The 13,735-nt window shown below is 66.6% G+C and carries 10 protein-coding genes; 8 read left to right on the forward strand and 2 right to left on the reverse strand.

Going from position 1 to position 13,735, the window contains the following annotated elements; genetic code table 11:
* Positions 1–429 precede the first annotated feature (429 nt).
* The 5 genes from MTR65_RS08395 (at position 430) to MTR65_RS08415 (ending at position 6,655) form a co-directional block, all read left to right on the forward strand.
* Positions 430–2,526 carry a nucleoside-diphosphate sugar epimerase/dehydratase gene (locus MTR65_RS08395; protein WP_243799086.1) on the forward strand — a complete coding sequence of 699 codons (2,097 nt, stop codon included), beginning with the start codon at positions 430–432 and terminating at the stop codon, positions 2,524–2,526.
* Positions 2,527–2,540: 14 nt separating this feature from the next.
* Positions 2,541–3,743, forward strand: coding sequence for a DegT/DnrJ/EryC1/StrS family aminotransferase (locus MTR65_RS08400; RefSeq protein ID WP_243799088.1), 1,203 nt, complete (start codon positions 2,541–2,543; stop codon positions 3,741–3,743).
* Entirely contained in the window at positions 3,743–4,624 is an 882-nt protein-coding gene (locus MTR65_RS08405; RefSeq protein WP_243799091.1) for a sulfotransferase family protein, read from the forward strand. Before MTR65_RS08400 ends, MTR65_RS08405 begins: the two co-directional genes overlap by 1 nt.
* 190 nt (positions 4,625–4,814) lie before the next feature.
* Positions 4,815–5,411, forward strand: coding sequence for a polysaccharide biosynthesis/export family protein (locus tag MTR65_RS08410; protein ID WP_243799093.1), 597 nt, complete (start codon positions 4,815–4,817; stop codon positions 5,409–5,411).
* A gap of 2 nt (positions 5,412–5,413) precedes the next feature.
* Entirely contained in the window at positions 5,414–6,655 is a 1,242-nt protein-coding gene (locus tag MTR65_RS08415) for an outer membrane beta-barrel protein (protein ID WP_243799096.1), read from the forward strand.
* A 63-nt stretch (positions 6,656–6,718) separates the two neighbouring features.
* Here the strand turns inward: MTR65_RS08415 and MTR65_RS08420 are convergent, their stop codons facing one another.
* Positions 6,719–7,918: a glycosyltransferase family 4 protein gene (locus MTR65_RS08420; RefSeq protein ID WP_243799098.1), complete on the reverse strand. Its 1,200-nt coding sequence runs from the start codon at positions 7,916–7,918 to the stop codon at positions 6,719–6,721.
* Positions 7,915–9,267: a pectate lyase family protein gene (locus tag MTR65_RS08425; protein WP_243799100.1), complete on the reverse strand. Its 1,353-nt coding sequence runs from the start codon at positions 9,265–9,267 to the stop codon at positions 7,915–7,917. Before MTR65_RS08425 ends, MTR65_RS08420 begins: the two co-directional genes overlap by 4 nt.
* Positions 9,268–9,668: 401 nt before the next feature.
* Here MTR65_RS08425 and MTR65_RS08430 point away from each other — a divergent pair, with 401 nt between their 5' ends.
* From MTR65_RS08430 to MTR65_RS08440, 3 genes are read left to right on the forward strand one after another with little or no spacing between them, the layout of a single operon-like run.
* Entirely contained in the window at positions 9,669–11,045 is a 1,377-nt protein-coding gene (locus MTR65_RS08430; protein ID WP_243799102.1) for an O-antigen ligase family protein, read from the forward strand.
* A gap of 1 nt (position 11,046) precedes the next feature.
* Positions 11,047–12,480 (forward strand): lipopolysaccharide biosynthesis protein, encoded by a 1,434-nt coding sequence (locus tag MTR65_RS08435; RefSeq protein ID WP_243799104.1) that lies wholly within the window; start codon positions 11,047–11,049, stop codon positions 12,478–12,480.
* Positions 12,477–13,688 (forward strand): glycosyltransferase, encoded by a 1,212-nt coding sequence (locus MTR65_RS08440; RefSeq protein ID WP_243799106.1) that lies wholly within the window; start codon positions 12,477–12,479, stop codon positions 13,686–13,688. The genes MTR65_RS08435 and MTR65_RS08440 overlap by 4 nt, the downstream gene beginning before the upstream one ends.
* The last annotated feature ends 47 nt before the right edge of the window (positions 13,689–13,735 follow it).

Here is a 13,735-nt window from a genome sequence, read left to right on the forward strand (position 1 = left end):
GAGGGCGGCTGCGATCGACGATGCCCTGGGCACCGCGACCTCGCCCGCCATGGATAGGAAAAGCCGAAGTCGAGCGCGGCCACCTGCAGGGCACCACGCATCCTTCCTGCGACTTTCTTCTCCTGGCTGAACGACCCCCCAGGTCCTCTCCAACGATGCCCGCAGCCGGCGAAACTGCAAGAACGCAAGTGGCTGATCCCCTTTTGCGACAGCTACGGGGAATTCCGATACGTATATTTGGCAGGGCTGGCATTTCTTTCGGGAGGTGAACTCCCAAAACGGCGATTTCGGCTTATGGCTTTAAGATCACGTGCGCCCCCGGCAGCGCTACCATAGCCTAGCAAACTGCAGAGGCCGCCGGAGCACTTGCCACGGCCATCTTGCCTCGCCCGGATCCCCGGATCGTCCAAAACAGCGAAGGCTGCCCGCATGAGCAAGAACATTGCAGACCGCGCCGCGTCATCCGCCAGGAGCGCATCCTCCCGTCCGCTGCTGCGTATTCGCAAGCTGGACGGCGCGCGCGAAAACGCCGCAATCGGACGCTTCAGCCTGCGACGAACCTTTCGCAACCAGTTGCTGATCAGCTTCGACACCCTGACTATCGGCGCCACGTTTATCGCGGCTTTCCTGCTGGTGGGACGCGGTCCCTTCCTGCAGAGCGAGGGCATCTCCTGGACGACCGCGGGCATGGGCATCGTGACCGTGCTGGGCCTGTTCATGAGCGGCCTTTACCGCCGCAGCTGGCGCTTCTTCAGCTTTGCCCACTCGATCCATCTGGTCGCACTGATCCTACCCTGCATCGGTCTGGGCTGGGCGGTCGCGCTGCTTTCTCCGGCGGTGCGCGCCGAACAGTCCAACCTGGCCGCGGTCATCGCCATCCACTGGCTTCTGGCGACCTCGGGCCTGGTGACGTTGCGGGCCCTGCGACGCCTGGTGCATGAACACCTGACCCGCACCAGCAGCGCGCACCTGCGCCATGTCGCAGGCCGGCAGCTGCCCCACGCGCTGCTTGTCGGCTCGCCCGACTGGGTGCTCTCCATCATCGAGATGCTCCGGCGTGAAACGACCCCGTCCTTCGTCATTTCCGGCATTCTCCTGCCGACCCTCAACGACACGCTGATGCAGATCGGCAAGGTGCCGGTGCTGGGCAGCCACGACGATATCGTGGATGCCGTCGAACGCCTGGAAGCCAAGGACCAGCGCCCTTCGCTGGTGATTGCGAGCGACGACGGCAATGACCTCACCAACCGCGAGATGGCCCGGCTCACCAGCCGTGCGCGCCACCTGGGCCTCGAGCTCTCGCGCATTCGCGACTGCTGGAGCCACATCCTCCAGCGCAGCCCGAGCGCGGTCCACGAGGAGCTCTCGGTCAAGGACCTGCTGGGCCGCAGCGAATTCACGCTCGAAGGCGAGCAGATCACCAGCCAGATATCGGGCAAGTGCGTGCTGGTGACAGGCGGTGGCGGCACCATCGGTTCGGAACTGTGCTGGCAGCTGGCCAGCTTCCGCCCCTCCAAACTGGTCGTGCTCGATCACAGCGAATACCACCTTTACGCCGCCGAGATGAAACTGCGCGAGCGCTACCCCGATGTCCCCATCGAGGCCGAGCTGTGCAACATCCGCGAACGCTCCGAGGTGCGCCGCATCTTCGCCAAGCACCGCCCGACCATCGTCTACCATGCGGCGGCCCTCAAGCACGTGCCGATCGTCGAGACGAGCCCGTGTGCCGGGGTCCACACCAATATCCTGGGCACCCGCATCATCGCCGATGCGGTCTGCGAATTCGGCGCGAGGGCTATGGTCCAGGTCTCGACCGACAAGGCCGTGAACCCGGTCGGCATGATGGGTGCGACCAAGCGCGTGGGCGAACTCTACAGCCAGGCCCTCGACATGTGCGGGATCGATGATCCCGACGCGCCGCGCTTCATGACCGTGCGTTTTGGCAACGTGCTCGGCTCGAGCGGCTCGATCGTTCCGCTGTTCCAGCGCCAGCTGCGCGAAGGCCGCCCGCTCACTGTCACCCACCCCGATATCGAACGCTTCTTCATGACCGTGCGCGAGGCGGTGCAGCTCATCCTGCAAAGCAGCGCCGCCGCGCTCAGCGAGCAGTCGCAGCGCGGCACGATCTTCGTGCTCGACATGGGCAAGCCCGTACGCATCGTTGATCTCGCCTATCGCATGATCCGGCTCTACGGCCTCCAGCCCGAGATCGACGTGCCCGTCCAGTTCGTCGGCCTGCGCCCGGGCGAAAAGCTCTACGAGGAGCTTTTCGACATCTGCGAGGAACAGACCAGTTCGCGGATCAAGGGCATCTTCGAGGCCCAGTCGCGGCCCATCCCGCTCCCGCTCATTTCCCGCAGCATCGACCAGCTCGCCCACGCCGTGGAGGCGGGCGACCAGGCCGAGGCCCGGCGCATTACCCACACCCTCGTCAAGATGCCCAGCGGTGCGGCCTCGTTCCAGGTCATCGAGAATCCGGCGATGTCCCAGGACACCTCCCGCACGCGCTCGCGCACCCCCGCATAAGGAGCCCGGAACGCATGGCATCCCACGTTCTTGCCGATGCACAGCCCCCGCATTTGGTCCCTCAGCCCCTGAAATCGGGCTGGCCATGCCACGAGCCCGACGAGATTGCGGCCGCGAGCGCGGTCCTGCAATCCGGGCGGGTAAACGCACTCGTCCACGGCGATGAGACCCGCAGCTTCGCGCAGGAGTTCGCCGCCTATAACGGCATGCCGCACGGCATTTGCGTCGCCAATGGCACCGTCTCGCTCGAGATCGCGCTCAAGGCGCTGGGCATCGGGCCGGGCGACGAAGTCATCGTACCCGCCCGCAGCTTCTTTGCCACCGCCAGCGCGGTCCTCGCGGTGGGGGGGAGCCTTGCCTTCGCCGATGTCGAGCCCGACAGCCAGAACATCGATCCGGTCTCGGTCGAACGCCTTGTCGGGGCGCGCACACGCGCCGTGATCTGCGTCCATCATGCCGGATGGCCCTGCGACATGGACCGGCTCGTGGCGCTGTGCGCACGCCATGGCCTTGCGCTCCTCGAAGACTGCGCGCAGGCGCATGGGGCCCAGTGGCACGGGCGCCGTGTCGGCTCGTTCGGCACCGTCGCCTCGTTCTCGTTCTGCACCGACAAGATCATGTCGACCGGCGGCGAAGGAGGCATGATCCTGCTGCGTGACCGGGATGCCTGGGAGACGGGCTGGTCGATCAAGGATCACGGCAAGGACCTGGCCATGCTGCGCGATGGCAAGGGGCGCCCCGGGGAATTCCGCTATGTCCACGCCCGGCCGGGATCGAACCATCGGATGACCGAGATGCAGGCCGCGATCGGCCGTCGCCAACTCACCAAGCTGGAGGACTGGCTCGCGCAGCGACGTGCCAATGCACAGGCGCTCTGTACCGCCCTTGCTCCGCTTCCCGCCATCGCGCCGCCCGCGCCGCCCGAGCACGTGCGCCATGCCTGGTACAAGTTCTATGTCCAGCTCGCACCCGATCTGGCCGAACGCCGGCTCGATATCATCGCGGCCCTGCACGAAAGAGGCATTCCGGCGGCCAGCGGATCGTGCCCGGACATGAGCCGCGAGCGCGCACTCGAAGCGCAATCGTTTAGGTGCGACGGCGCGCTGGAAGCTGCCAACGCACTTGGAGCACGCACCCTCATGTTTCCCTGCGACCACACCCTTTCGCCCCGCGACATGCAGCGCATCGGCGAAGCTCTGGGCGAGGTGGTGACCTGATGGCGGCGCCGCGCACACGCCCTGATGCCAGATGGCAGCCCGACTTCGTGGTGATCGGCGCGGCCAAGGCGGCGACGACCTGGATCCAGGCCCGGCTCCAGGAAAATCCGGCTGTCTACATGCCCGATCCCGAACCCCATTACTTCAGCACCGACTACGCCGAAGGCGAAGGCCATTACCGCGGCTTCTTCAACGAGATCCCCGAGGGCGTCACCTGCATCGGGGAAAAGTCCGCCGACTACCTCGCCCATCCCGAAGCGCCCGCGCGGCTGGCCCGGATGCTCCCCCATGCCCGCCTGGTCGTGATGCTGCGCGATCCGGTCGAGAGAGCCTATTCGGATTACAAGATGTTCTACCGGCGCGGCACCGTCACCGGACCGCCCGAGGACTATCTGACCGATCTCGCCAATCCGCACCCGCGCTTTCTCGAGGACGGGCTCTATGCCCGCCACCTCGACCGCTGGCTGGAGGTCTTCCCGCGCGAGCAGATCCGGGTCTACCTGCACGAGGATCTCGACGAGCGCCCGCGCGAGGTTCTCGCCGAAGTGTCCCACCATATCGGGCTGGAGCCGGCCCTTCCCGACACCATCGACACCACGCACGAGAATTCGAGCCGGACGATGATCCTGCCCCTGCCGCTGCGCCGGATGCTGGCTCCTTTCAAGGATGCCGCGCGCCCCTTGCGGGGCACGCCCATCTTCGAAGGCGCGCGCTCGCTCCTCGCCCAGGAAATGCGCTATCCACCCTTGAGTACGAGCCTGCGCGCGCGGCTATGCGAGTTCTACGCGCCCGACACGCAAAGACTGGGCGCGCTCATCGAACGCTCCCTCGACTGCTGGCAGAGTGCCCGGACACCGATCCCCGCGCAGGTTTCGAGGTAATGCCTCGTGTCCGCGGCGCGGCTCCAGAATAGGTAGCGCCCTGTTCGAATTCAGGGGGGATCTAGCCCTGAATAGCATCTCCGATTCAGGCCGATACAGGTTAGCCTATGGGCATCCTACCCGTTCATTGGTCCTGCCCCTCGCGCCGCATGGCACGCCCTGGCCGGGCCAGCCGTTTCAGGAGCCGAGCATGACCGCCCCCGCGCCTCGCCGACATCTCTTCGCACAGACCGCCGTTCTTGTCTGCACGGCCACCGCCATGGCGCTCGCCGGCTGCGCCTCGCCCACCGGATCGCTGCCCGCGCTCGCCGAGATGGAGGCCGCTCCCTACCAGGTGGCCGCAGGTGACAAGATCCACGTCGCGATCCAGGAGCTGCAGGACGCCAGCGGTGACTACGTCGTCGAGGAGACCGGCACGATCTCGATGCCCTACGTCAAGACGATGCCCGTCGCCGGCCTCAGCTACCGCGAGATCGAGCAGGGCATCGCGGGGCGGCTTCTTTCCGAAGGCATCCTCGTCGGGCAGCCGGTGGTCAATGTCCGCCCGATCGAACTTCGCCCCTTCTACGTGACGGGCGAAGTCAATCGGCCGGGCGAGTTCCCCTATCGCCACGGCATGACCGTGCTTGCCGCCCTCTCGGCTGCCGGCGGGTACACCTACCGCGCCTCGACCGGAAAGGTCTCGATCACGCGCTCGGTCGACGGACGGGACATCATCGCCAAGGCAACCGAGATGACACCGATACAACCCGGTGACAGGATCCAGGTCTTCGAACGCTGGTTCTGACCATGAAGGCCCGTCTCGCGCTCTCCGCGCTGGTTTTCGACCTGGGTGCCCTGGGCGCCCTTGCCATCCCCGCCCGCGCGCAGACCGAGACCCTCGGCAGTACCGCGCCCACGGTCTATCCCGACGATCCGGAGTACCGTGCGCAACCGATCCGTCTGGGCGGCCTCAGCCTGACCACCAACGCCAATGTCCGGCTGAACTACGACAGCAACATCTACGCCGCGCCCGTCGAACGGTACGACGATGTCTACGCCGATTTCTCGGGCGAAGTGCGCGCCGACAGCAGCCCGGGGCCGGTCACGGTGACGGGCGGGATTACGGGAACCGTGCGCCGCTATGGCAGCCGGAGCACCGAGAATTCCGAGCGCTGGCGTTTGGATACAACGGTGAAATGGGCTCCATCCCGCACCTCGCTCTACTCGCTTGGCGCCAGCCTGCAACGCGCGGTCGAGGATCGCAGCGATTCCGAGGCCCGTACCAACCCGGATCGCGGCCCGCGCCGGTTCGACATCCTGGCCACCGAGTTTCACCTGCGCACGCAGCCCGGGCGCCTCCTGTTCGATGTCCAGGCCAGTGCGACCCGCTTCGATGCCCTGTCCAGCGTCGATGCTGATCGCGATTTTTCCGCCTACAACGGCCAGGCGGCCATGGGCCTTCGCGTGGGTGGCACCGTGTTCGTCACCGCCAGTGCCTTCGTCAATCGCCGCGAGTTCCGTCTATCGCGAACCCCTGCCGGATTTGAGCGGGATACGACAACCTACGGCGGCCAGCTCGGGCTCAACGTCGAACCTGGAGGGCTCTTCGAAGGGCGCCTGGGCGTTGGTGTCTTTCGCTATGATCCCGACGAGCCGACCGCGCCGGGCCGCACCGGCCTGTCGGTTTCGGGCGCCCTGATCTACCGCCCTTCGCGGCGCACCGCGCTCCTGCTCGATGCCTTCAATGGCGATGTCGCGACCTTCCGCACCGGCGCGCAGGGACGTACCGACACCCGCTTCCGGATCACCGCCGAGCAGGAAATACGCCACGACCTGTTCGCCAGGTTGAGTGGCAGCTTCCGGCGCAGCAAGTTCGTGGGCACCGGTATAAGCGAGGACACAGCGTCCGTATCGGGCGAGATCGAGCACGTGATCGCGCGCAACCTCTCGCTCAGTCTCGACGCGCAGTTTTCCAAGCGCACGAGCGAACGGTTCGCGGCGCGTTTCGAACGCTTTCGCGCCGGCTTCAGCCTGCGCGCCCGGTTCTGACGAGGCCAGCCTCGATCACCCTCACGCAGCCATCAACCGGGGGCGCCTGCCCCCGGCCACGCATCAGGACATCGCAAGCTCGGTGTAGACGCTCGCCACCTGCTCGGCGTGGTGCTCGCGCGAGAAGCGCGCGCGGGCCACGACTTGTGCCCGCAGGCACATCGCCTGGCGCTGTTCCGGCTCGGCAAGAAGGCGCGCGACGGCGCGGGCCATGCCCACAGGATCATCGAGATCGCACAGGATCCCGCAGTCACCTTCGAGCGCCTCGGGATTGCCCCCCGAGCGGGTCGCCACGACGGGCGTCTTGACCAGCATCGCCTCGACCAGTGTGCGTCCGAGCGGCTCGCGCGCGGCGGGCACCAGCAGCACATCGCACCCCGCCAGCCAGGCGTGGCCGGGCGATCGGAACCCCATCATGTGCCCCCGCGCGTTGCCTCCGATCCGCGCCGCACGCTCGGGCAGAAGCTCCCCGTATTCGGTGTTGCGCGGATCACCGAAGAGCAGCCCGTGGACCGGCCTATCGACCAGACGCCCCAGTTCCTCGACCGTATCGAGAAAACCCAGCGGACGCTTTCGTTCGATGAAGTTCCCGAAATAGCCACACAGGACCGCGTTGGCCGGGGCTCCGATATGTTCGAGGATCCGGGCCCGCATGGTCTCCCGGCTGGCCTCAACCTGCGTGTCGAAGGGGCTGTGGACGACCTGCGCGCGCTGCGCGGCGCGCGAGCCTTGCGCGGGCAGGGAGAAGCGGGACACGGTCAGTATCCGGTCGGCCAGCAACGGCGCGACGTAGCGCAGCCCCCGCGCGGATGGATCTCCGCGGTGGTGCCATAGTAACCGGCTTCCCGCGAGGCGCGCGGCCAACGCCCAGGCCGCATGGCTGCGCCCATCGTTGCTGTGAACGATATCCACGCCCCGCGCCTGCAGGAAGCGGCTTCGCGCCCGCACCCCGGCAAGCGCGCCAAGCGCCTTGGCCGGACCGATCCGGGCACCGGGCACGAGCGACTGGCGCGGCGGTGCGGGATCGGCGGCCTGCGGCCAGGACGCAAAGAACTCGGCGATATCCCCGCCCGGCCTCTCGGGCACGATCAGGGCGTGGTAACGGCTCGGATCGAGTTGCTCGAGCAGCCCGCGCACCGACATGTGGCTGCCGCCAAGCTCGTCCCCGCTGAAGGGAAAACAGATCGTCAGCGGACGGCCCTGCGCGCGGGCGCGGCCGACCGGCGGTGCGGAGGCGAGCTGTGTCCCGGCGAGGCCACTCACAGCCCGAAGCCCCGCTCGCGCGATGTCAGGAAGTCCTCGAAGTTGGAGACCCCGTTGCCGTTGGCATCGGCCCAGGCATCCGACTTAGCGGGATTGGCGCCATGGCTGGCCTCCCAGCTATCATCCATGCCGTCCTTGTCCGCATCGGGATAGGGGTTCGCGGCGGGCTGGTAGGGAAGCGAGGGAGCCGGAGAACCAATCTGTCCAGTGCGGTTGCGCACGTCGGACAGGATTTCGTCATCGATGCTGTCACGCGGAAACGCGCCCGAACGGGCGAGCACGGTGTAGAACGAGGCATTGGCGGTCTGCGGCGTGATCGTCAGCGGACACGGACCATCTTGCACCCGCGCGACATCGACCTCGGGGCTGATGTGCTTGAAGTTGCCTTCGTACTTGTTGCCCCAAAGGTAGATCTGGGCGCGGCCGGTCGATCCGATCGTCTCGCGCGCGATGCCCCGGCTGTTGGTGTTGGTGTTGTTGCCAGCGAGGAATGTGTTGCTCACGATCGAGACCGGCGAGCCGCCATAGGTCTCCCAGACCTCGGCGAACTCCGACTGGGCGTTGTAGAGGATGTTGTTGACGACCTCGACGCACGAGCCCCGGGGGAAATTGATGTCGGGATTGCGGTCACCGTTGTGCGCGCAGATGTTGTTGATGAAGCTGAGATTCTGCTTGTCCCTGGGGTCGCTGGCAAGCAGCGCGCACTTGTCATGCTTGGGGATGCCCCAGGCAAAGATCGAGTTGCTGATGGTCACAAGATCGTTGTCGGCATAGCCGTTGATCCCCTCGTCGCGCGACCACGAGGTGCTGACGTGGTCAATGATGACCTTGGAGCTGTTCTCGATCGTGATGTTGTCCTCGGCGCCGCGGTACTTGCCCGCCTTGTCATTGCGCACGCGGATGTGGCGCACGACCACATCGTGCGAGTTCTTGATGACGAGCGGCGTCTGCCCGTTGGCCCCGCCGTTGTGGCTGAGCGTAATGCCGCCGCCCGGCGCGGTCTGACCGGCGATGGTGATGTAGGGATAGCGGATGCGCGGCGGTCGCTGGGTGAAGCGGATCACCCCGTTCACGCGGAAGACGCAGACCCGCGGGAACTTGTAGTCGATACACGAGCGCAGCGATCCCGGACCGCCGTCGGCAAGTGTCGTGACATAGATGATCCGCCCCCCGCGCCCGCCGGCGCTGACCGCACCATAGCCAACGGCGCCGGGGAAGGCCTTCTGCCCCGAGGGCGTCTTCACGACCGGGGCCGAAGCTGCCGCGCTTGGCGGCGCGCAATCGGCGAGCGCAAGACCGAAGAGCCCTGCGAACACAAGCCCGCGCTTCGCCATGAAACGCCCCGCCATGAACCTTTCCGCGCGATCCGTTCTCGCCCGTTCCTGCCTTGCTGTTCGCACCGCGCTCTCCCCTTGGCGCCAGCTTCAGGTGAAAGGTTGCCGACCGACTGGCGCACACGCGATCGGAACAGGATGCCAGATCAGGCCCTGTGCGGATGAGGTCAGCGCCTTCGCACTTGGGCTTCGGGCCTTTGCCCCGGACGCCTGCGCGCCGCGTGTACGCCCATTCGCCTCGTCCACGACGCGGCTTTACGCGTCCGGACAAGTGTGGGTGCGCCCTGCTGCCCGGACAAGCTATCCTTTGGGTATATTACGCCCTTCGCGATGCCCCTTTGGCGTTACCGACAATGCGCCGCGCTTTCTCCACACTCGCCTTTGCCTGCCGGCTCTGGGCGTTTCATGCTTGCGTCATGGCCACCAGCCCTTCCCCTTACGCTCCTCTCGGAGGCAGCGACACGCCCTCGGCAGGTGCACGCCAGCATCCGCAATGGGCACCTCCCATCCCGGCCTCACGCCCGCGCCAGGAACGGGCGCTGGGCGTACTCTTGCCCGGTGCGGCCTTCTTCCTGTCCTGGTGGCAGGCCGGACGCCTGCCGGGAATGAACATCTCGATCTCCGATGTCGCACTGTTCACGGCCCTTGCCCTTGCGCTCGTCGCAGGTGGCCTCAACGCGCGCATGTTCGCACGCTACACAGCGCTGTGGGTGGCGGGGCTGACGATGCTTCTGGGCGGAATGCTGGTCGGCTCGCTCGTCCACGGCGATTTCATGCGCTGGCCGATCGTGGCGGGGCAATATGCCTTTGCCATGCTGCTGGTGCCAATGCTCCTGACTTCGTGTTCCCGCCCCGTTCTCGAACGCTGCGCGACGGCCTACATCCTGGGCGTAGCGGTCTCGCAGGTCATCGGCATCACTCTCATAACCCTGTTCGATCGCGCACAGGTCAGCGCCCTGGTGAATGAGCATGTCGTCTATGGGAATGGGCGTCTGGGCGCGATGACCGGAGAGCCCAATTCCAATGGCGCGGTCTGCGCCTTCGCGCTGATCTTCCTCATCCGGGGTGTGATGACCGGACGGCTTCGCACGATCTACGCGCTGATCCTCGCGCTCTGCGTGATCGCAGGGCTGGTCTATTCCGCCACCTTTACCGGCACGTTCGCCGCCCTGCTTGCCTGCGGCTTCGTGCTGGGCCTCTCGCGGCTGGGCACCTTCGTGCGCATCGCCGTCCCCCTTGCCCTGATCGTGCTGGCCTACACCAGCCTGGGCGGTCCGGTGCCCAGTATCTTCGAAGAGCGTGTCGGCGAGGCCCTCATGACCGGCGATCCGACCCGGGCCGGGACATTCGTGGGCCGCTCGGCGCTGATCGTCGAGGCCTGGCAGCTGGCCGACGACCATCTGCTCATCGGCCTTGGCAGCGATGGATACCGTGTTGCGAGCCCCCACGGGATGCCGGTTCACCAGCTTTACCTGCTGGTCCTGAACGAAGGCGGGATCGTCTCCTTCCTCGGCCTGTGCCTGATGGCGCTGGCGCTTCTCCTCCAGGGCAAGGCGATTGCGGGAGTGAACCGGGTGGAGGGCATTTCCTGCCTCGCGATCCTCGCCGTGTTCTTCATCTACACCATGTCCTTGCCGCACATGTTTGCCCGGCTCTGGAATGGCCCCGTCATGCTGATGTTCGCGCTGGCCTGGATCTCCACGCGCTCGGCACCGGGACTGCCCGCAGGCGGCCACCGGACGGCATACGGGCCTGAGCCTGGGCCCGGCTCCCGCCACCAGCAGCTGACCTGAGATGACGGACCTCATCGGCCCGACGCCGCGCGGCTCGTGCCGCCATGCCCGCACCATAACACCCGGCGCGCCGCGAGCCTCGCTGCGCGTACGCTGGCAGGGCAGCACGCTCATCCGCCCTCGTCTTGTCAGCCTGGCCCACCTCATGTCCGGAAGCCTTGGCGCCGCTGTCCTGATGATGGCGACCCTGGCGATAGCCACCCGGGCGCTGGGCACCCAGGCCTTCGGGACCTTCGTGATCGTCCTCACCATCTCGCGCACCTGCGAACGCCTGGTCCGCTTCGAATCCTGGCAGCCACTGATCCGCTTCGTCGCCGCCGAGGAAGAGAATGCCTCACCCGAGCGCCTTGCCTCGCTCTACGCCTATGGCCTCCTTCTCGACATCGCCAGCGCGCTGGGCGCTGCGCTGCTCGCCGTGGCGGTCGCGCTGATCGCAGGACCCCTGCTTGGCCTTGAAGGCGAGGCGCGCTTCCTGGTGGCGATCTATGCCCTGGCGATTGCCGGGAACCTGCGCGGCATGGCCAGCGCGGCCCTGCGCCTTGCCGGGCGCTTCCGCGTGCTCGCCTACGTGCAGCTGGCCGCCGTTATGCTGCGCCTGACATTGGCCTGCCTGCTCTATGCCCTGGGCCGGGGGATCACCGAATTCGTAGTGGCCTGGACCGTGTCCCAGCTCTTCGATTCCCTCCTTTTCAATGCGCTGGGGCTGCGCACCCTGAAACAGACCGGCATTCCCAGCCCCTGGCGCGCGGACAAGCGGCATCTGCCCAGCCGGTTCCCCGGCTTCCTGCGCTTTGCGATCTCGACGAACCTGTCCTCGGGTCTGCGCACTCTGACCCATGAGATGGACACGCTGCTTGTCAGCACTCTCGCCGGACCCGCTGCGGCGGGCCTCTACTATCTGTCGCGGCGCATCGCGAAAGTCGTTCAGACCGCGGGCGACCTGCTTCAGACGATCATCTATCCCGACCTGGCGCGGCTGTGGAACCAGTCCTCGCGCAAGGGCGTGCGGCGCCTGGTGACGATGCTGCAACTGGCCCTGGGAGGGATCGGACTGGTAGCCCTCGCGCTGTGCTGGCTCATGGGCCGACCGCTTCTCGAATTCGTCTTCGGCAATGCCTTCTCGGGCAGCTTCGCGCTGCTCCTCGCCCAGCTCGTCGCGATCATGCTGATGCTGCATGCCGCCCCGGCCCGCTCGGCGCTTCTGGCCATGAACCGGCCGAGCTTCGTCCTGGCCTGCAGCGTTCTGGCCACCCTCGCCTTCTTCATCACGGCCACCCTCATGGTCCCGCGCTACGGCGCGATCGGGGCCAACTTCGCCCACATCGTTTTTGGCCTCATGCTGGTCCTCGCCTTCGATATCGCGCTCCATGGCCGCCTCGCCATCAGCCGACGCGCGGAACCTGTGGCCGCCTCGACCAAGGAGCCCTTGCCATGACCCTCCAGTCCCCTCAGGGCAAATTCGTCGTCCGTTCCCAGCCGCCCGTCTCCGCGTCATCGCCTGGCGCGCGGACCAGGGCCGGGACCGAGCCCCTGCGGATCTGCTCGATCCTCACCAGCCTGACCTCGGGCGGCGCCGAGATCCTGATCACCAATCTCAACGAGGCCTATGCCGGGCTTGGCGCGCGCGCCTGCATCACGGCCCTGTGCGACGCCCAGACCCTGGGCAATTCGCAAGCGATGGAAACCGAACTGCAGCAACGCATCGCGAAAGCCGGCGCGCACTTTGACAGCCTGGCCCTGACCCGGCGGCGCGGACTGATCGAAGGGGTCCGCGCGCTACGGCGCCACCTGCATGAGACACGCCCCCACATCGTCCATGCCCATACGGTGCGGGCCGTCCTCATGCTCGCCTTTTCGGGATTTGGCGGGCCGATCGTCTTCACCCACCACAACAGCCGGCTCTCGTTTCCGCCAGCGGCATTCCGCTTCCTCGACCACGTGGTCGCGCACTATGTTGCGATCAGCAACGAGACCGCATCGCTTTATCGCGACCTCTCGCGTCGGCCCTTCTCGCTGATCCCCAATGCGCCGGCCGCCAGCTACCGCGCCAAGGCCCCACGCGAGAACGTGGGCACCCCTTGCCGCATCCTGACCGTGGGGGCGATCTCGGAACAGAAGAACTACGACCTGCTGATCGAGGTCGCGCGCGTCCTTCGCCAGTACCGCCCCGGGACCGAGCCCGTCTTCTGCCTTCGTGTGGCGGGCGGCGGCACGGACCTGGAGCGGCTGCGCGGCAAGGTCGATGCCCTTGGCCTTGCCGACATGGTGCAGTTCCTGGGGGAACGCGCCGACATCCGCGACCTCCTCGCCGCGAGTGATATCTACCTCAACACCTCGCGCTACGAGGGCGCATCAATCGCGATCCACGAAGCCATGTCGATGGGACTTCCCGTGGTTGCCAGCGACGTCAACGGCAATCGCGGGCTGGTCGTGCCCGGCCGTAATGGCGCGCTGTGCGCGCTCGACAAGCCGACCTCCTTCGCCAACGCGATCGCCCGCCTCGCCCACAACGCCTACTACTACCACTCCTACTCGCAAGGCGCGCTCGCAACGAGCCAGAGCTACAGCCTGGAGGGCTCCGCGCAGCGCCATTTCGACCTCTACAAGTCCCTCCTTCGTTCCGGTCCTGCCCATAAGGACTAGCCAGAAAAGGAGCAGGTCCCCTTCCGGATGCGCGATTTGTTCCGGCT

It is taken from the genome of Novosphingobium mangrovi (genome assembly GCF_022818885.1).
Taxonomy (GTDB): domain Bacteria; phylum Pseudomonadota; class Alphaproteobacteria; order Sphingomonadales; family Sphingomonadaceae; genus Novosphingobium; species Novosphingobium mangrovi.